Source organism: Stenotrophomonas sp. GD03794 (assembly GCF_029842145.1).
Taxonomy (GTDB): Bacteria; Pseudomonadota; Gammaproteobacteria; order Xanthomonadales; family Xanthomonadaceae; genus Stenotrophomonas; species Stenotrophomonas riyadhensis.
In genome coordinates this window covers 1-19,480 of the sequence record NZ_JAOCFV010000003.1, presented here as the reverse complement: position 1 = coordinate 19,480, position 19,480 = coordinate 1, and the positions used below count along the sequence as shown (strand labels likewise).

17 protein-coding genes are annotated in these 19,480 nt (G+C 64.9%); 4 read left to right on the top strand and 13 right to left on the bottom strand.

All coding sequences use genetic code 11. From position 1 onward, the window contains the following. The first annotated feature begins 1 nt into the window (after position 1). From N5D91_RS02495 to N5D91_RS02485, 3 genes are all read left to right on the top strand, one after another. Entirely contained in the window at positions 2–367 is a 366-nt protein-coding gene (locus N5D91_RS02495; protein ID WP_057496716.1) for an EamA family transporter, read from the top strand. A gap of 34 nt (positions 368–401) precedes the next feature. Beyond that, positions 402–1,535 (top strand): dTDP-4-amino-4,6-dideoxygalactose transaminase, encoded by a 1,134-nt coding sequence (gene rffA / locus N5D91_RS02490; protein WP_153856359.1) that lies wholly within the window; start codon positions 402–404, stop codon positions 1,533–1,535. Positions 1,536–1,642: 107 nt separating this feature from the next. Beyond that, a complete protein-coding gene (locus N5D91_RS02485; RefSeq protein WP_153856237.1) occupies positions 1,643–3,613 on the top strand; it encodes a hypothetical protein in 1,971 nt (656 codons plus the stop codon). 41 nt (positions 3,614–3,654) lie between these two features. Here the strand turns inward: N5D91_RS02485 and N5D91_RS02480 are convergent, their stop codons facing one another. From N5D91_RS02480 to N5D91_RS02430, 11 genes are all read right to left on the bottom strand, one after another. Then, the gene (locus N5D91_RS02480; protein ID WP_153856236.1) at positions 3,655–4,707 is read right to left on the bottom strand and encodes a hypothetical protein; all 1,053 of its coding nucleotides are present in this window, start codon (positions 4,705–4,707) and stop codon (positions 3,655–3,657) included. Beyond that, positions 4,704–7,454, bottom strand: coding sequence for a glycosyltransferase (locus N5D91_RS02475; RefSeq protein WP_180855364.1), 2,751 nt, complete (start codon positions 7,452–7,454; stop codon positions 4,704–4,706). Before N5D91_RS02475 ends, N5D91_RS02480 begins: the two co-directional genes overlap by 4 nt. Before the next feature lie 27 nt (positions 7,455–7,481). Beyond that, a complete protein-coding gene (locus N5D91_RS02470) occupies positions 7,482–8,519 on the bottom strand; it encodes a class I SAM-dependent methyltransferase (protein ID WP_153856234.1) in 1,038 nt (345 codons plus the stop codon). An 11-nt stretch (positions 8,520–8,530) separates the two neighbouring features. Next, a complete protein-coding gene (locus tag N5D91_RS02465; protein WP_153856233.1) occupies positions 8,531–9,112 on the bottom strand; it encodes a CatB-related O-acetyltransferase in 582 nt (193 codons plus the stop codon). Continuing rightward, positions 9,109–10,467, bottom strand: a complete 1,359-nt coding sequence (locus N5D91_RS02460; RefSeq protein ID WP_153856232.1) for an ABC transporter ATP-binding protein — start codon at positions 10,465–10,467, stop codon at positions 9,109–9,111. Before N5D91_RS02460 ends, N5D91_RS02465 begins: the two co-directional genes overlap by 4 nt. Next, positions 10,457–11,287 (bottom strand): ABC transporter permease, encoded by an 831-nt coding sequence (locus N5D91_RS02455; protein WP_153856231.1) that lies wholly within the window; start codon positions 11,285–11,287, stop codon positions 10,457–10,459. Before N5D91_RS02455 ends, N5D91_RS02460 begins: the two co-directional genes overlap by 11 nt. Then, positions 11,284–12,468 carry a cystathionine gamma-synthase gene (locus N5D91_RS02450; RefSeq protein WP_153856230.1) on the bottom strand — a complete coding sequence of 395 codons (1,185 nt, stop codon included), beginning with the start codon at positions 12,466–12,468 and terminating at the stop codon, positions 11,284–11,286. Before N5D91_RS02450 ends, N5D91_RS02455 begins: the two co-directional genes overlap by 4 nt. Positions 12,469–12,591: 123 nt before the next feature. Beyond that, positions 12,592–13,962 (bottom strand): pyridoxal-phosphate dependent enzyme, encoded by a 1,371-nt coding sequence (locus N5D91_RS02445; protein ID WP_153856229.1) that lies wholly within the window; start codon positions 13,960–13,962, stop codon positions 12,592–12,594. 300 nt (positions 13,963–14,262) lie between these two features. Then, positions 14,263–14,499 carry a YdcH family protein gene (locus tag N5D91_RS02440; RefSeq protein WP_005407964.1) on the bottom strand — a complete coding sequence of 79 codons (237 nt, stop codon included), beginning with the start codon at positions 14,497–14,499 and terminating at the stop codon, positions 14,263–14,265. 324 nt (positions 14,500–14,823) lie between these two features. Further along, positions 14,824–15,708 carry a hypothetical protein gene (locus N5D91_RS02435; protein ID WP_164162109.1) on the bottom strand — a complete coding sequence of 295 codons (885 nt, stop codon included), beginning with the start codon at positions 15,706–15,708 and terminating at the stop codon, positions 14,824–14,826. After that, a complete protein-coding gene (locus N5D91_RS02430; protein WP_005415160.1) occupies positions 15,705–16,070 on the bottom strand; it encodes a DUF4398 domain-containing protein in 366 nt (121 codons plus the stop codon). Before N5D91_RS02430 ends, N5D91_RS02435 begins: the two co-directional genes overlap by 4 nt. A gap of 121 nt (positions 16,071–16,191) precedes the next feature. On the opposite strand from N5D91_RS02430, the gene N5D91_RS02425 reads away from it, so the two are divergent. Continuing rightward, positions 16,192–17,319: a PilT/PilU family type 4a pilus ATPase gene (locus tag N5D91_RS02425; RefSeq protein ID WP_032127971.1), complete on the top strand. Its 1,128-nt coding sequence runs from the start codon at positions 16,192–16,194 to the stop codon at positions 17,317–17,319. Between the two features lie 76 nt (positions 17,320–17,395). Here the strand turns inward: N5D91_RS02425 and maiA are convergent, their stop codons facing one another. Both maiA and N5D91_RS02415 read right to left on the bottom strand, forming a co-directional pair. Then, positions 17,396–18,064 (bottom strand): maleylacetoacetate isomerase, encoded by a 669-nt coding sequence (maiA, locus tag N5D91_RS02420; RefSeq protein WP_110710961.1) that lies wholly within the window; start codon positions 18,062–18,064, stop codon positions 17,396–17,398. 14 nt (positions 18,065–18,078) lie between these two features. Further along, on the bottom strand, positions 18,079–19,068 hold the full coding sequence (locus N5D91_RS02415) for a fumarylacetoacetate hydrolase family protein (protein WP_153856227.1): 990 nt from the start codon (positions 19,066–19,068) through the stop codon (positions 18,079–18,081). Positions 19,069–19,480 lie beyond the last annotated feature (412 nt).

Here is a 19,480-nt window from a genome sequence, read left to right as displayed (position 1 = left end):
GATGAGCTACCTCTTCATCGCGTTGACGATCATGCTGACGGTCTACGGCCAGCTGATCCTGAAGTGGCAGGTAGGCGTCCACGGCCACCTGCTTTCCGCGCCGCTGCAGCCGTTGAACGTGCTGCAACTGCTGCTCAAGCCATGGGTCATTTCCGCCTTTGCGGCGGCCTTCGGCGCGTCCCTGTGCTGGATGGCCGCCATCAGCAAGATGCCGATCAGCCGGGCCTACCCGTACATGGCGATCAACTTCTTCCTGGTCGCGCTGTTTGCCAGCGTGATATTCCGGGAGCAGCTGGACGGATACAAGATCGCCGGAACGCTGATCATCATGCTGGGTGTGGTCGTGCTGTCACGATCGGTCGCCTGACACTATTCCAACGCCCACCCTGCGAGGCACACTCTTGATTCCCTTCAACAAGCCCTTCATGACTGGTCGTGAGCTCTGGCACATTGCGCAGGCGCACGCCAACGGCCACCTGTCCGGCGACGGTCAGTTCACCAAGCGCAGCCACGCCTGGCTGGAGCAGCGCACCGGGGCGCAGCGGGCGCTGCTGACCCACAGTTGCACGGCCGCGCTGGAGATGGCGGCGCTGCTGCTCGACCTGCAGCCCGGTGACGAAGTGATCATGCCGTCCTACACCTTCGTTTCCACCGCCAACGCGTTTGTTCTGCGGGGCGCGGTCCCGGTGTTCGTCGACATCCGTGAAGACACGTTGAACCTGGATGAACGCCTGGTCGAAGCAGCGATCACCCCGCGCACCCGGGCCATCTGCGCAGTCCACTATGCGGGCGTCGCATGTGAGATGGATACCCTGGTCGACATCGCTGCACGTCATGGGCTGGCGCTTGTCGAAGATGCTGCCCAGGCCATCATGTCCAGCTACAAGGGGCGGCCACTGGGCACCATCGGGGAGCTGGGCGCCTTCAGCTTCCATGAGACCAAGAACATCATCTCGGGGGAAGGCGGTGCTCTTCTCTGTCGTGACGCTGAGTTTGGCGAGCGCGCCGAGATCCTGCGCGAGAAGGGCACGAATCGCAGCCGCTTCTTCCGCGGACAGGTCGATAAGTACACCTGGGTCGATGTTGGCTCATCGTTCCTTCCCGGTGAGATCACCGCGGCGTTCCTCTGCGCGCAGATAGAGGAAGCAGACCAGATCACCGCGCGTCGACTGGCAATCTGGGAGCGGTATCAGCAGTGGGCGGCTCCGCATGAGGCCGCCGGCCACCTGCGTCGGCCGGTCGTGCCGGACGACTGCCAGCACAACGCGCATATGTTCTACATGCTGCTCCCGGACCTCGATGCCCGCACGCGATTCATAAGCGAAATGAAGGCCCGCGGCGTGCAGACCGTGTTCCATTACATCCCGCTGCATTCCGCCCCGGCTGGACTGCAGGCAGGGCGTACACACGGCGATCTGCGCAACACCAACGAGCTCAGCGAGCGGCTGGTCCGCATGCCGTTGTGGATCGGCGTTGAGGATCATCTCGATGCGATCTTCGCAGCCGCCGATGAAGTCCTGGGCATGGCGGAATGACAAGCGCCTCCCAACCGGCCGCCGGATTGCTCCATCAGTGTTCCAGCTGGTGGCAGGGGTTGGCTCGGTTCCGTAGAGGCCAACTAATCGTTCTGGTCATCGCCGCGTTGCTGGTCGTGCTGGCGGGCTCCCGCCGGTACAGCAATGCCGAGCTCACGCTCGACGTGGAACTGCCGGCTGCCGGCTCATTGCAGGTCTTCTTCGACCAGGGCAATGGTTTCTCCGAGGCCGGGTCAGTGACGCGGGAGCTGCCCGCAGGCAGCTCGCATCTGCAGCTGCAGCTCCCACCGGGACGTACATTCACGCTTCGCCTGGATCCTCCCACCAGCGCGTCGACCGTCGCTGTACGCGATGTGCGGATCGAGGGCTCAATGCCCTCGGCTGTGGCCCCGCTTGTCCCGACCCATCTGAACGAGCTCGTTCCCATCGAAGCGCTAGGCCAGGATGGGCGCTACCAGGTGCTGCCAGATGCTGGCGACCCGCAACTGGTGATGGCACTTCCCACGCCTGCGGAAAATGCGTCGCGCTTGCAGCATCGACTTGCCCGGCTGGCCTGGGTCGGCCTCGGCCTTTGTCTTGCGATTGCGATGGGCCTGCAGATGGCTCATACCGGTAGCTATGCATGGCCATCACTGATCTGCGCATCGCTGGTGCTCGCGCTCGCAGGGTTTGCCACCCTCTCTCCCTCGGTCAGCCCTGACGAGGATCTGCATGAGGCGGGTGCACGTTATTTCAACAGTCATTGGCTGCCGCCGGCGCTTGATTCGCCGGAGATGCTGCCCTCGTACCAGGCGAGTCCCTACGGCGTCAGCTATCTCGCCGAATGGAACGTGACGTATTTGTTCGCAGGCAAAGCGAGCAACGTCGCAGCGCAGGCTGGTCTGACCGAACGTCAGGGATTCAGGCTCTATCAGGCATCGATATTGCTATTACTGATCGCAGCCGTTTTCCTGCTGCGTCTCTCGCCGTTCACTCTCGTACCGGTCCTGGTCACGCCGCAGGCGTGGTATGTCTTTTCGTACATGAACGGCGATGCGCTTCCTCTGGCCGCCGCAAGCCTTGCTGCAGGCATTGCGTTGACACGCGAGAGTCCGCTGCGCAGCTACCTGCTGGGTGAGCGCCACGCCGAGCGGGTGGTGATCGTGCACGCCCTGCTGTTCGCGCTGTGCCTGGGCCTGCTTATCATCTCCAAGCGGAACTATTGGCCAGTCGCGGTCTTCATCGCCACCACGCTGGCATCAGCCGGATTGCGCCTGCCCGTCCGCTCGTCGCTCGCCATGGCGATCGTCTGCACGTCGGGAATTCTGTGGGCGGCCGGAGGACACGCACTTCATCAAGCTTACGGACTCGGCTGGCTCCTGGCCGTCCTGTCCGCCACTTCGGTGATGATCCTGGCTTACGACGGCTGGAGACTTGCCCGCAGCCGGATGCTGGCGCCTGCCTACCGCCTCGGCGCGCTGTTTGCGCTGGCTCTGGCGTTGGCAGCTCCATGGATCGCAGTGGATGTCCTGCGCAACGGCAGTGGCTCGCAGAAGGCGGAGCTGGTCGATCATCTACGTGAAGTCCATGCAGCTCCCGGTTTCAAGCCCAGCGACGCGGCACCGTCCCCCGGCCTTCGCATGTACGAACAGGGCTATTCGCTCCCGCAGATGCTCCAGCCTCCCCTGCTATGGCAGGTGGCCACGGCCAAAAGCCTGTTCGGCGTCTACGGCTACATGCAGTACTACGCTCCACTGGCCTATTACCAGGCGATCTGGGGACTGACTACGCTGCTGGTGCTTCTGGCGCTATGCACTGCAGCGACGTCGCAGCCGCTGCAACTGGGACGCAGCCAGCTCCTGCTGGCTGCCGGCGCGGCGGTCAGCCTGCTGGGCGCGTCCCTGCTGCACAGCTGGACCTATGATTTCCAGGCACAAGGCAGGTACGTGCTCGGCATCTGTGTACTGCTCGGCGCCCAACTCTCACACCTGAGACCAGGCTCGCAACTCGAGCGGCTGGCACATCATGCCGTGGCTGCAGCCGTGGTACTGGGCGCCTGTTCGTTTCTGTGGATCGCAATGCCGAACCTGACGCCTTGATCCAAGGCGCCACCTGCGGATCTCCCGCAGGTGGCGTCACGTCAGGCAGTGATGCGCAACCAACGCCGTTCAACCGCCTCGGCAAAATGCCCTTCACCAACGCAATGCTGGATACGTTGCCGGATCGGCTCCAGGATGGCCCTGCTGTCGACCACCTGCTGCAGGACATCCAGCCATGCCCCTTCGTCGTTCTCGACCAGCAAGCAGTCACCGACTGCCCCGGCACTGTATGCAGGGACGTCCGACGCAAGCGTAGGCACGCCGATCGCGGCGTAATCAAGCACCTTGATGCCGCTCTTTGCCCGATTGAACGTGGTGGCCATCAACGGTGCCAGGCCGAGGTCAAATGGGCCTTGGCCGACGAACCAGCGCACGAACGCGGGATAAGATGCTCCTACATGAGCTGGCGGCGACTGCACATCGACCCAGTCAGGCAGTGCTACCGACGCCGCATTCACCCCGATCAGGGTCAACGAAAAGCTGCCAGGGCGCGATGCCTGCAGACGACCCAGCACCCTCTGCAGGAATGCGTAGTCCTCGTCGTGGGTCCTTGTACCCATGTACACCAGTTTCAACTTCGGCATTGGTTGCACTGGCGTGCGCGGGGCACCCCATAGGTCCGGATCCAGGGCGTTTGGCATGAGAACGGCGTTACCGCCGGCAGACCGGATTTCAGATGCCAGTATCTCCGTCGAGCACCAGACTTCATCAGCCACGTCGATCGACGCACGCACGGCGCTGATCAGCTTTGCGTATGCATCGCGCTCGGGGTGCTCATCCATCGCCAACAGGTTGTCGTCGATGTCATAGATCAGCCGCGCGCCGATCCTTCTGGCCAGTACGGCCATCTGCTCGATCCGGTCGGCGTCCTCGATCGCTCCCCGGTTCCACAGGATGGCGTGCGGTTTGAATGCAGCGATCTCTTCCGGCATCAGGTAGCGGACATCGGCAGCGAAGCGCTCGGTGAACGCGTGCAGACGGATGCTCGCGCACGGCGACATCACCGTGCCGTAGCGCTCGGGGATCACTGCAATCCGCAAGGCGTACTGCGAGCGCAGCGCAGGACGCCGCTCCGTGCCGAATCGCTGTTTCATGCGGTTTCCTTTTCGTACAGACCTTCCAGCCACGTCACCAGCGCCTGTACCGCATCGGCCGCAGTCGCGTCATGGGCCAGCATCAGTGCATTGGGGACGCCTTCCAGCCGCTCGGTGAACGCACCGAGGCGGTTGGCGGCAATCGGCCGGCCATCGCGCAGGGCGTGCGACAGGGTGTAGGAATAGGTTTCCGGGGCCTGGGAAAGAAACAGGAACGCATCGGGGTCGTGCGCCTCGATCAGCTCGTCCAGGTCCTGCTCCGCATAGGGACCGCTCCAGCTGAATCCCGGGTTCTTGGGTACGTCCGTCTGTGGATAGCCGATCACGTGGAACGCGAGCGGTGCACGCATACGTCGCGCTTCCTCGGCAATGGCCAGCAGGTGATTCAAGCCCTTGTGCGCGGCCATCACACCCAGCAGCAGCACCCGGTACGGCCGCGCGCCTCGCCCAAGCCGGCCCGGATTCGTGTCGATGCTCGACTCGTGGTAAACGGTCTGCACGGAAATGCCGGTGTAGCGCTGCATGCGCTGCGCCGCATCCCGGCTCGGTGCGAACACTGCCTGTGCACCCAGCAGCGGCCACTGGTTGTTGGCGCGCCAGTTGCGGATGTCCGCCGCGCCGTTGGACGGGCGCTCGGCGATGCAACTGTCACAGCCGTTTTCACCAGGCTCGCCGCAGTAGTTGCCGGTAGCATCGGTCAGGGTGATCTGCGGGCAGATCGCATAGTTGTCATGCACGTGGAAGCTGTAGGGCAGCCCGGTCAGCGCCACCGCGCGACGCACCGACGGGCCAAACCCGACCAGATGGTGGATCTGCAGCGTCCCGGTGCCCAGTGCCTGCAGCATCGCGGCCAGCTCGTCGGGCGTGCGGTAGCGGAACAGGAACTCGAAGCCATCGAAGTCCGATGCATGGCTGACGCTGACCAGCCCCGACCCGTTGTTGTCCTCCATCGGCCGTACGATCACCACTTCGCCGGTTTCGGCCAGCGAGGCACGCATGGCCTGCACGGCACGCTCGGTGCCTCCGCCCCAGGTGTGGGTCAACAGCACCGAGACCGGACGCGCCCTCGCCTTCCAGACCTCCAGGGTCAGCCGCACGCGCGCCGAGAAGCCCGGATCCATCGAACAGAACCGGGCAACTTGCGAACCGTAATCGGGGTAGCGCTCGTCGATGATCTTCTGCGCGATGATCTTGCCGGGCTTGCTGTCGTCGGCGAAGCTCACTTCACCCACGTGTTCGACGAACACGTCCATGGCCAAGCGATGGCGGAAACCGAGACGACCCGAGCGCATGCAGAAGTCGTTCTCCTCGCCGTAGCCCTTGCCGAAAGCCTCGGCATCGAACAGGCCGGCCTTTTCCAGCGCGGCGCGGGAGATCAGCATGCAGAAGCCGACGCCGGTGGGAACATCCACGGCCACACCGGCATTGATGCGGCGGGTCAGGTGGTCCAGCGCCGACGCATCCATCTCCTTCGGCAGCGCGTTGGCGCCCAGCTGGGGATAGCTGCAGATCGTAGCGTTGTTGGAAAGCGCCGTGACCGAGCCGACATTGGCCCCCAGGTGGGCAACCATGCGGTCGACCCAGTCACCGGTCACGATCGTGTCACTGTTGAGCAGGAGAGCACCGATGCTGTCGGCCTGCTGCAGGGCGTGCGCCATGCCGGCATTGACGGTCAGCACGAAGCCCAGGTTCTGCGGGTTCTCGACCAGGCGTACCGACTGCTCGCGGCTGGCCAGCTCACGCAGGTAGGCGGTCACTTCCGGCTCGGGCGAGCAGTCGTTGTAGATGTGCAGCCGGGTACGGCTGCGGTTGTGCGAGCGCAGCACCGAATCGATGCAGTTGCGCGTCTCTTCCAGGCCGCGGTAGACCGGCAGGACGATGTCGACCACGCCGTCCTGGAGCGGCGCGTCGGCAGGCGCCACGGGCGCGGCAAGATCGCACAGCGAGAAGGGACGCTTGCCCAGCTCGCGACCACCGCGGCGACCCACCGCCAGGTAGTGCGCCAGCGCGTTCATGCCGGTCAGCGCAACATCCGGATTCTGGTCCAGATACTGTCGCGCGTTGAATTCTGGCCCCGGGCTGCGTCCTTCCGCCGCGCCATGCGCGAAGAAATGTGCGAACGGGTCGTTGCCTCCCACATCCGGATAGGTTTCCAGATACCACGCCGGCGCGAAGTACGGATTGGCCAGGCGTCCTTCGGGAATGCCGTCATAGAGGAAATGCACCAACGGATTGGCGCCGCTGTCGCGCACGTCCGGGTACTGGTTGAGGTACCAGTCCTGGTCGAACAATGGGTGTGGCGTTCCCGAGTTGTGGTAATCCACCAGGTACTGGCCGAGCACCGGCCGCAGGCCGCTGGACGACGGTGCGGTGCGCCGGCAGTAGCGCGGATCGAACCACGGGCTGGGTGCCAGGCCGAGGCGGTCGCCGATGAACAGGTACTGCATCAGGGCATCAAGCGGGGACGCCTTGAGGCCGAAACGCGCGCAGTACCACGCAGGGTCGAACAGCGGGCTCGGTGACTTCCCTTCGGCATTGCCAAAGGACAGGAAGTGGCTGGGGCCTTCGGCGGCCGCCCCGGGCGAACGCAGGATGAAGCGCGCGTACCAGTGCCAGTCACAGCACCCCGCCCGACGGGCAACCAGCAGCTTCAGGCGATCGGGAACCGGTGCGAACCAGTTGATGGACAGCACCTTTGCCGCCACCCGCTTGAGGCCACGCTTGAGTAGGGTCTTGTCGATGGACATGTAGGTGCCTTGCGGGATCCTGTTTGTTCAGCGGCCAAGGGCACGGCGCCACCACGGGCGCACGAGGAGATTGAGTTTCCGGTCCTGCTCGTCCAGGCGCGGGATCACCGACGCCACCACATTGGCGACCGAGGCTTCACGGGAATGGTCCAGTGCCTGGCGCGTCTCGCTCATCCCTTCGATAACGCGACGCTCCAGCAGTGACAGGCCCTGGGCCAGGCTCGGCAACTGCGACTCCACTATCGCGTAATGCTCCTCGGTGGCGTAGCTGCTCTTTTCCAGCAGTGCGCGCAGGCGTGCTTCCTCGGCGTTGAGCCGCCCGATCTCGCCATGGGCGGCGGCCAGGCCGTGGTTCACCCGTTCGATCTCTTCCACGTTCTTGATGTTGCGACCCAAGGCATCGAAGAACTGGTTGATGGTAGCGAACAGGCCATCACGCGCAGCCTGGGCGAGTTGCAGCAGTGCCTGCGGCTGCTCCTCGCCCACCAGCAGCACGCCGAGCCCATGGGTGTGGGTGAATTCAAACGACGGGAACTGCGAGGATATCTCGCTCCAGTACTGCCACACGCCAAATCCGCGCTCGCGCACGCAGCTGTCGTGGAACAACACCACCGCGCGCGGCGACAGCTTTCTGCGCCACGTCTCGAAGTCTTCGCGGACGGCTTCGTAGGTGTGCAGACCGTCCACATGCAGGACATCGACCGATCCATCCGCGAAGTACTCCAGCGCCTGGTTGAAGCGCATCCGCATCATCTCGGAAATGCCAGCGTAGTGGCGCTGCTGGTAATCGCGGAGCTCGGCATAGATCTCATTGCCGTAGAAACCGGCATGCTCGTCGCCTTCCCAGGTATCCACCGCGAACACCCGCGCACTGACCTGCTGGGTTTCCACCGCTTGGCAGAAGGCAAGGAACGAGGCGCCGTTGTGCGTACCCAGCTCCACGATGCTCTTTGGCCGCACCACTTCCACCAGCCAGCTGGCGAACGGAATGTGCCCAAGCCACGCGCTGTGCGGGAGCTTGCGGGGCATCATCAGCATGTTCGGCGACAACGGGAAATCGATCATCTCAGTCTCTATCACGTGAGCGACGCCGCAGCGTCCGGGTCGGCCAGTGCGGCCGTAATGAATGCGTCGATGCTTGGGCTGCACAGCAGGGATTCAAACTGCTTGATCCGCTCCACCGGCCAGGTCCACCAGGCTATCTGCAGCAACTGCTCGATCTGCGCCTCACTGAAGCGCATGCGCACAACACGGCCGGGGTTGCCCGCGACGATAGCGTAGGGCGGGACGTCCCTGCTGACCACAGCACCGGCGCCGATGCAGGCGCCGTGGCCCACAGTCACTCCGGAGAGAACCAGCGCGCCATGGCCGATCCACACATCGTTGCCGATGCGGGTCACGCCTTTGCTGTGCGGATGCCCGTCCTGGCCCGCACCTGGCGAATTGAACGCAATGCGCAACGGATGAGTAGTGACCCAATCCATGCGATGCTCGCCGCCACCAAAGATCAGCACGTCTTCGGCGAAGGAACAGAACGCCCCCACTTCGATGCGCTCGCCGGCGCTCCACAGCTTGAAGGTGGCACCACCGTAGGTGAAGCGACCAATGCTGACGCGCGGATCGTCGGTGGTCAGCGGCGGGATAAAGCCATGGTTCATTCCGCTCCCCCTACCCGCTTCATGGTGACCTCATCGAAGGGGATGCCCACCAGGCCATAACGCAACTTGGGCGAGGCGACCTTGATCAGCACCGCGTCATGCAGCCACGCATGCTGGGTGTTGGCGAACGGATCACCGTCGGCAATGGAAACGGTCATCGAGTAATCGCCGTTGGGCAGCATCGGCAACGTGAAGCGGAAACTGGCCTCAAGCGTCGTCCCGGCCTCGACCTGCATCGGCGGCTGGATGTAGGTGAAGGTGTGCTCGCCGAACAGCGACTGACCCAGCCGGTCCTTCACGAAGAAACCAATCAACGGGCTGGACAGCGCCTGGTGTGCAGTGGCCCGCACGCGCAGCAGCACATCCTCGCCACCGGCGAACGAGGTGAGGGTTTCGCCCTGGGGATCGCTGAGCAGCACCGAATCAATGCTGGCGACACCGGACTGCCAGCCAGCCGAATTGGCAACGTTATCGAACATTTCCAGACGCGTGTCCTGCTCCACCTGGGCCTTGGACCGCGGCTTTGCCGGCGCCGCATCACGCGAGGCCTGGCGCGAGGTCAGCTTCACCGTGTCGCCGTACACCTCCTGCGAGCAGTACTCGATGTAGGCGTTGCAGGTGTCTTCGGCAGTACCGTGCATGACCATGTCGCCACGGTTGAGCCACACCGCGCTCTGGCAGAAATTGAGCACCGAGGAGGTGTCATGGCTGACGAACAGCAGCGTGCCGGTTTCGCGGAACTTGCGCAGGAAGCGCATGCACTTCTGCACGAAGATGGCGTCGCCCACGGCCAGCGCTTCGTCGATGACCAGGATGTCCGCATCGACGTGCGCGATGACCGCGAACGCCAGTCTCACGTACATGCCGCTGGAGTACGTCTTCACCGGCCGGTCGACGAAGCTGCCGATGTCGGCGAAGGCAATGATGTCGTCGAACCGGGCGTCGATCTGCTCGCGGGTCAATCCGAGGATCGAGGCGCTCAGGTAGACGTTCTCGCGTCCGCTGAATTCCGGGTTGAAACCCGCGCCAAGTTCCAGCAGGGCCGCCACGCGCCCCTTGACCTCGACCGTTCCGGAGGTGGCCTGCAGGGTGCCGCAGATGATCTGCAGCAACGTCGACTTGCCCGACCCGTTGCGGCCGATGATGCCGACCGTGTCGCCGCGCCTCACTTCGAAATCAACGCCCTTCAGCGCCCAGAACTCGTCGTAGTAGCGGCGCGGCGCCAGGCCTGCGGCACGACGCAGGCGCGGCAGCACAGCTTGCTTCAGCCGCTGGTGCGGCTGGTCATAGATCTGGAAGCACTTGGTGACGCCGCTGACCCGGATCGCGACATCACTGGAGGGATCAGAGGACATCGGCAAACCCCCGGCGCATTTTCTGGAACGTCGCAAAACCGAACCACGCGACAAGCGCAGCGCCTACTGCGTACTTGCCCAGCCCGATGAAGTCCGGGACATGACCCCACAGCAGGACCTCACGTGCCTGTTCGATGATGAACGTGAGCGGGTTGAGATAGATGTACGGCTGCAGCGTCTCCGGCAGGGCCTGCACCGGATAAAGCACCGGTGCCATGAACAGCATCACCGTGGTGACGATGCCGGTGACCTGGCCGATGTCACGCAGGTAGACACCCAGTGCCGCCAGCAGCCAGGACACACCCATGGTGCCGACCACCAACGGGAGGATCACCACCGGCAGCCACAGTGCGGTCAGCGGGATCGAGCCGCGCAGGAGCAGCTGGGCGATCAGCAGGACCACCACCGAAACCATCGAATGGAACAGGGTGGCACCCATCGCGACCCACGGCAGGGTCTCCAGCGGGAACACGACGCGCTTCACGTAGCTGGCACTGTTGAGTATCAGCCCCGGGGCACGGTTGATGCACTCGGCGAACACGCCGTGGACGATGATGCCGACGAACAGGATTACGGCGAAATCACCATGGTTGCTGGTTTCCACGCCCCAGCGCGCCTTGAACACCACCGAGAAAACGAAGGTGTAGACCGCCAGCATCAACAATGGATTGAAGAAGGACCACGCCAGCCCGAAGACCGAACCTCGATACCGGCTGATGACCTCACGCTGGGTCAACTGCCAGATCAGCATGCGATTGGAGACCAAGCTGCGGACGAGCGCACCCGGCGAACTGCCGAACTCGGCTTGGATGCCGCTCATTCCGCGGCGCCCGCCAGCGCCCTTTCCAGATCCACCTGCAGATCCCCCAGATCCTCCACACCCACGCTCAGCCTTACCAGCGCGTCGCTGATGCCCAGCTGCTCCCGCCGCGCGACCGGAATCGAGGCATGCGTCATCACTGCCGGGTGGTTGACCAGGCTTTCCACGCCGCCCAGCGACTCGGCCAGAGTGAACAGCTCGGTCTTCTCGCAGAAGCGCTTGGCCGCCTCGAAACCGCCCTTGAGCACGATCGAAACGATGCCGCCGTAACCGGCCATCTGCTTGCCGGCCAGCTCATGCTGCGGGTGCGACGGCAGGCCCGGGTAGATCACCTTTTCCACGGCCGGGTGCTTCTCCAGCCACTGCGCCAGGGCCAGCGCATTGGCGCAGTGCGCCTTCATGCGCAGCGGCAGGGTCTTCAGGCCACGCAGGGCCAGGAAGCTGTCGAACGGGCCCTGCACGCCACCCACCGAGTTCTGCAGGAAGGCCATCTGCTCGGCCAGTTCAGCGTTGTCTCCGACCACGACCATGCCGCCCACCATGTCCGAATGGCCGTTGAGGTACTTGGTGGCCGAATGCAGGACCAGGTCCGCACCCAGTTCCAGCGGACGCTGCAGCATCGGCGAGGCGAAGGTGTTGTCGACCACCACGATCAGGCCATGGCGCTTGGCGATGGCAGCGACCGCGGCGATGTCGACGATCTTCAGCATCGGGTTGGTCGGGGTCTCGATCCACACCATCTTCGTCTTCGACGTGATGGATGCCTCGAACGCGGCCAGATCGGTCAGGTCGACGAAGCTGAAATCCAGCCCGGCGGTGCGGCGACGCACGCGCTCGAACAGGCGGAAGCTGCCGCCGTAGATGTCGTCCATCGCCACCACGTGGCTGCCGGCGTCCAGCAGCTCGATCACGGTCGAGCTGGCCGCCATGCCCGAGGCGAAGGCAAAGCCGCGGGTGCCGCCTTCCAGCGACGCCACGCAACGCTCATAGGCGAAGCGGGTCGGGTTGTGGGTGCGCGAGTACTCGAAGCCCTGGTGCTCGCCCGGGCTGGACTGTGCATAGGTCGAGGTGGCGTAGATCGGCGGCATCACCGCGCCGGTGCTGGGGTCGGGCGACTGGCCGCCGTGGATGGCCAGCGTGGCGAGGGCCAGCGCACGGTCGGGCGAGGAGGTGTTGGACATGTCGTTTCCTGAATGGCGCCGGCGTGCGGCGCCGTCAAAGGATCGGGAGTCTATCAGCGCAGCCTTAACGAGCTTTGACGCAAATAAACCGGAATTCAGCGGTGATCTGCAGCGATCAGCGGCTTACTGCACGCGACGGCGCAGATAGTTCAGCAGGTCGATGCGGGTGATCAGGCCCAGGAAAGTGTCGCCGTCCATCACGATCGCCACTTGGCCGCGGTCGAACACCGGCAGCAGCGCCTCGATCGGCGACTTCACGTCCAGCCGGTCCAGCTTGCTGACCATCGCGGTGGCGACGGTGTCGCGGAAGCGTGCCTCATCACCATAGACGTGCAGCAGCACGTCGCTCTCGTCGACGATGCCGACGAGCTGCTCGCCGTCCATCACCGGCAGCTGCGACACGTCGTACAGCTTCATGCGCTGGTAGGCGGTGGTCAGCAGGTCGTTCGGACCGATCACCACGGTGTCGCGCTGGCCGTACGGACGCAGGATCAGGTCGCGCAGGTCGCCGTGCTGCGGGCGCTGCAGGAAACCGTTGTCCAGCATCCAGTAGTCGTTGTACATCTTCGACAGGTACTTGTTGCCGGTGTCCGGCACCAGCACCAGCACCTTCTTCGGCGTGGTCTGCTCCCTGCAGTACTTCAGGCCGGCGGCCAGCAGGGTGCCGGTGGACGAGCCACCCAGGATGCCTTCCTTGCCCAGCAGTTCGCGTGCGGTGTGGAAGCTCTCGGCGTCGCTGATGGCATAAGCCTTCTTGACGCGGCTGAAATCGGAAATCGACGGCAGGAAGTCCTCGCCGATGCCTTCCACCAGCCAGCTGCCCGACTTGTCGTTGAGATTGCCGTCGTTGATGTACTCGGCCAGGATCGAACCGACCGGATCGGCCAGCACCAGTTCGGTCTTCGGCGACAGCTTGGCGAAGGCACGCGACAGGCCGGTCATGGTGCCTGAACTGCCACAGCCGAACACGATGGCGTCGAGGTCACCGCCCATCTGTTCGAGGATTTCCGGGCCGGTACCAAATTCATGCGCGGCCGGGTTGTCCGGGTTGCCGAACTGGTTGATGAAGTAGGCGCCCGGGGTCTGCTCGGCGATGGTCTTGGCCAGGTCCTGGTAGTACTCCGGATGGCCCTTGGCCACGTCCGAGCGGGTCAGGCGCACTTCGGCGCCCATCGCCTTCAGGTTGAATATCTTCTCGCGGCTCATCTTGTCGGGAACGACCAAGATCAGCTGGTAGCCCTTCTGCTGGGCCACCAGGGCGAGGCCCAGACCGGTGTTGCCGGCGGTACCTTCAACCAGGGTGGCGCCCGGCTTCAGGTCGCCGCGCTTTTCCGCCGCCTCGATCATCGACAGGCCGATGCGATCCTTGATCGATCCGCCCGGGTTGGCGCTCTCCAGCTTCAGGTAGAGCTCGCAGACGCCGGTGTCCAGGCGCTGGGCCTTGACGATCGGGGTCTGGCCGATGAGTTCGAGGACGGAAGAATGGATGGGCATTCGGAGGACTTTCGGTTCGCGCCGCACAGGGCCGGACCGATGATTATCCGACGGATGGCGATGAAAGTCAGGTCGGCAGGGCCGCAGCCCATCCACCGTAAAAAAGAGATGCGGACGGCCCCGGATCGACGAGGAGACCGGTACCGCCCGCATCGGTGAGTTGTGCCTGCAGGCCAAGGCACCACCGCTTGTGGTGCCTTGGCGCGGCCGCCTCATCGGCGGTGCCGCGATGCCGGGGCAGGAGCGCCCGGCGGGGCCATCGATGGCCGGGTCACGCCGTTCCGGGCGCGACGGGGTGCGTCAAAGCGTGGGGGACGTCGTTGGGAGCGGTGTTTCGTACATTCGCAGAAGTCGTTGCTTGGCCAGCAGCTTCTCGCGCTTCATGCGACCCAGGGTGACATCATCGATCGGGAGTACACCCAACTCCGCGTCCATGCACTTCTTGTTCAACTTGCGGTGCTGGTCATGGAGTGCCCTGAACTCCGGATCACGCGCGCGACGGGCGTCGATCTCGCTCTGGGGCTGATCTTCAAACATGATGGACCTCCTTCGACAGATACACGAACGCCCCGGCCTCAAGGCACGGGGCGTTGTTCATGGAGGAGCGCCGGTCGATGCCCACCTGGACGCCTGCAACGACCTGCGGCACTGGCCTGCGCACGTCGATCTGCTGCGGTTCGCGCCCTGTTTGCATCGGCCCGGCCCTCCCATCGTCCGGTCCGCGGCATTGCGTCCCGGACGATTGACCCTACGCCTGCTCAAGGCGGGGTACAAGACCCCTGCGGCAAAAAGACCGAACCCCGCCGGGGCGGGGTTCAGGCTGAATGCTCATCGCAACGAAAAACAAACAATATCAAGCAATTACGGGGCGATGATGACCTCGGCCGAGCGTGCCCGGGTGGACGCCGCCTTCTTGCCGCTGAGCTGGATCCGGTTGCTGGCGACACCGGCCGCGACCAGGGCGTCGCGCAGCGCTTCGGCGCGTTTCTGGCCGACGCCGTTGGCACTGTCGTAGGCCTCGATGCGCAGGCGGCCCTTCTTGCCGATGTTCAGGTACTCGGCCAGTGCCTTGGCCTGGTTGCGGGCGCCACCGGACAGGCTGGAGGCGCCGGCGGCGAATGCGTCACCACTGAAGGTGAAGACCTCGCCACGGCCATCGAACTTCGAGCCCGGCAGCTTCTGCCCGGACACCAGCTCGGCTTCCTCGCGGGCCAGCTTGGCGGCGTTCTGCTGGGCGGCGCTGAGGCGCTGCTGCTGCTTGCCAGCCACACTGGTCAGGGCGTTCTCGGCGTCCTGCCGGGCCAGGGTCTCGGCCTCGGCGGCCTGGCGCAGGCGCTCAGCCTCCTCGGCCTGCATCTGCGCCTGCATGCGCAGTTGCTCGGCCTCCTGGCGGGCACGGGCGGCATCGCGGCGGCTGGCCTCGATCAGCAGGTCGCTGCGGGTGCGTTCGAGACGATCGACCTCACGCGCGGCCAGTGCGGTACGCACGGCGGTCTCGGCAATCTCCACCCGGCGCTCGGCCAGGTAGGTGGCCAGTTCCTGGTCACGGCGCTTGGCCTTGTCCAGGGTGGCAATGGCCTGCTGGGCCTGCATGCGCTCGAAGGCGCCCAGCTCAGCCGTGTCGGGATTGGCCTGGATGGCCATCAGACGCTGGCTCAGCTGCGCCACCATCGGGTTGTCGGCGGCCATGGCCAGGGTCGGCAGCGCCAGCAGCGCAGCCAGGGTTGCGGCGGTCATCGGCTTCACCGGCGGTCCTCCCCGGTCGACAGCTGGCGTTGCAGCTGGTTGACCTCGTTGCGGCGCAGCTGCAGCTGCGCGGTGACGGTGGCTTCCTCGCTGCGGACACGGGCCAGGTCGGCATCGGCGGCGGCACGCAGGGCCATCGCCGGGGCGTTCTTGCGCTCGCGGCGGTCGCCGGCGGCGCGCTGGGCCTGCTCCAGCCCCTGCCGGGCCAGCCCGATCAGGTCCGGGGCGTACTGGTCGGCATCGGCCTGGGTGGCCTTGTCGACCGCCTGCCGGGCCTGCGCCAGTTCCAGCGCGGCGTCCTGCGCCCAGGCGGGAGCAGACAGTGCGAATGCAAACGCCATCACATACAGGCCATGGCGCATTCGTGCGAAGCTAAGTCGTTTCATTGGGGAGGCCGTACCGGTTGTCGGTTCACGGCCATTGTCGTCAAGCCGACACCGTGCTGGCAACGGGCGTCGGCCGTTTCGTTGGGGAAAATTCGCAATGGATATCGGCTACTTCCTGAAGCTGATGACCGAAAAGAACGCTTCGGACATGTTTCTGACCACCGGGGCACCGGTCTACATCAAGATCGAGGGGAAGCTCTATCCGCTGGGCAACACCGGCCTGCCGCCGGGCATGGTCAAGAAGATCGCCTACTCGCTGATGGACGAAGGCCAGGTGCCGCAGTTCGAGCGCGAGCTGGAGCTCAACATGGCCATCGCCCTGCCCGATGCCGGGCGCTTCCGCGTCAACGTGTTCAAGCAGCGCGGCGAAGTGGGCATGGTCATCCGCGCCATCCGCAGCCGCATCCCGAGCATCGAGGAGCTGAACCTGCCGCAGGTGCTGAAGGACGTCATCATGACCCCGCGCGGGCTGGTGCTGGTGGTGGGGTCCACCGGTTCCGGCAAGTCCACCTCGCTGGCGTCGATGATCGACCACCGCAACAGCACCACCACCGGTCACATCCTCACCATCGAGGACCCGATCGAGTACCTGCACAAGCACAAGATGTCGATCGTCAACCAGCGCGAGGTCGGGCTGGACACCCATGCCTTCCACAACGCGCTGAAGAATGCGATGCGTGAAGCGCCGGACGTGATCCTGATCGGCGAGATCCTGGATGCGGAGACGATGGAGGCGGCGATCGCCTTCGCCGAAACCGGCCACCTGTGCCTGGCCACCCTGCACTCCAACAACGCCGACCAGACCATCGAGCGCATCCTCAACTTCTTCCCGGAAAGCGCGCACAAGAACGTGCTGATGAACCTGGCGCTGAACCTGCGTGCGGTGATCAGCCAGCGCCTGGTGAAGAACAAGGAGGGCCGTCGCCTGCCGGCCACCGAGGTGCTGATCAACACGCCGATGATCCGCGACCTGCTGCGCCGCGGCCAGGTGCACGAGATCAAGGCCGCGATGGAAGGCTCGCTGGAAGAAGGCATGGAGAGCTTCGACCAGTGCCTGTTCCGGCTGGCCAAGGCGGGCATCATCGAGCAGGAGGAAGCGCTGCGCGCGGCCGACTCGCGCGATGGCCTGGCCCTGAAGTTCCGCCTGTCCGAGGGCAGCAGCGGCGAGCACGACCCGTACGCCGATTTCTCGGCCGGGCAGCCAAGCATCACCCACGGGTTCTGACCGCACGAAAAAGGGGACGGAGGGGATTAAGTCGTAAGTGCACATACGACTTAATCCCCTCCGTCCCCTTTTTCTTTCAGGCGGCGTCGGGCTGGTTTTCCGGGCGCGCGTGGTCGAAGGCGTCCACTGCCTGGCACGCCGCTTCGATGCGGCGCAGGGTCGGGTACGGCGTCAGGTCCAGGCCGAAGCGATGCGCGTTGTACAGCTGCGGCAGCAGGCAGATATCGGCCAGGCCGGGACGGTCACCGTGGCAGAAGGTGCCCGTCGCGCTGCTGTTGGCCAGCATCGCTTCCATCGCAGTGAAACCCTCGGCGATCCAGTGCAGGGTCCACTGCGTGCGGGCGTCGGCCGGCAGCTGCAGGGTGCGCTCCAGGTACTGCATCACCCGCAGGTTGTTGATCGGGTGGATATCGCAGGCCACCAGCTGGGCCAGCGCACGCACCCGCGCACGGCCGGCGGCATCGGCCGGCAGCAGCGGCACCTGCGGGAAGCGTTCTTCCAGGTATTCAAGGATCGCCAGCGACTGGGTCAGTGCATGCCCGTCATGCAGCAGGGTTGGCACCAGCTGCTGCGGATTGAGCGCGCGATAGGCGTCCAGGTGCTGCTCGCCACCGTCGCGCACCAAGTGCACCGGCCGGGCTTCCCAGGCCAGGCCCTTCAGCTCCAGGCCGATGCGCACGCGGTAGGCGGCGCTGGATCGCCAGTAGGTGTACAGCACGATGCCGTCGTCGACCGGGATCTCCATCGCCGCCTCCCTGCTCAGGGCCTGGTCGCCTGTTCGATGCGCTGCTCGATCGCACCGAAGATGCTGTTGCCGGCGGCATCGAGCATCTCGATGCGGACCACGTCCCCGAACGACATGAACGGCGTACTCGGCTTGCCGTCGCGCAGGGTTTCGACCACACGCTGCTCGGCGAAGCACGATGCGCCCTTGCTGGTGTCTTCGTTGGCGATGGTGCCCGAGCCGACGATGGTGCCGGCGCCCAGCGGACGGGTCTTGGCCGCATGCGCGACCAGCTGGGCGAAATTGAACTGCATGTCCACGCCCGCTTCCGGTGCACCGAACCACTGGCCGTTGATGTGGGTCAGCAGCGGCAGGTGCACCTTGCTGTCCTGCCACGCGGCGCCCAGCTCGTCAGGGGTGACGAACACCGGCGACAGCGCCGAGCGCGGCTTGGACTGCAGGAAGCCGAAGCCCTTGGCCAGCTCGCCCGGAATCAGGTTGCGCAGCGAGACATCGTTGACCAGGCCGACCAGCTGGATATGGCCTGCGGCCTGTGCCGGAGTAGCGGCCATCGGCACGTCGTCGGTGATCACCACGATCTCCGCTTCCAGGTCGATGCCGTAGTCCTCGCTGACCACCTTCACCGCGTCGCGCGGACCGTAGAATCCGGCGCTGGTCGCCTGGTACATCAGCGGGTCGGTGTAGAAGCTCTCCGGCACCTCGGCACCACGGGCGCGGCGCACGCGCTCGACATGCGGCAGGTAGGCGCTGCCATCGACGAACTCATAGGCGCGCGGCATCGGCGCGGCCAGCGCCTGCGGATCCAGGTCGAACACGCCATCGGCGTCGCCCGCGTTGAGCGATTCGTACAGGGCGTTCAGGCGCGGCGCGATGTGGCTCCAGTCCTCCAGGGCCTGCTGCAGGGTGGCGGCAATGCCGGTGGCGCGCACGCCGTGGCGCAGGTCACGCGAGACGACGATCAGGGTGCCGTCGCGGCCGCCTTCCTTCAAAGAACCAAGCTTCATGGGTGGGTGTCCGGAGTCGTGGGCAAACAAGTTTCAAGTGTAATCAAATCTGCGGCGGCGCCAAGCTGCAGCGCGGCATCGGCCCACCCTACCGTAGTGGGGGGGTTGGCAGGGCTTGCAGCCCTGCACCTGCTTCAAGCCAAGGCAACAGCCGACGCAACAGCAACAGCGGACATTCCGTGGGATTGCGAGGCACTGTGGGTTTGCGGGGACGCCGTAAACCCATCCATGGGGGCTTGGTCGCGGCTTGCTCGTGTGCGCTGTCCTGCGCACACGGCAAGACCGGGGTTGGGCGTCCGGCCCAACCCGCCCGAGACATGCCTCGGGCCCATGCCGCTCACACCCCGCAAACCCACAGTACCCCGCCTTCGACAGTGGGCCGGTGGCCAGTAGATCCACGCCATGCGTGGAT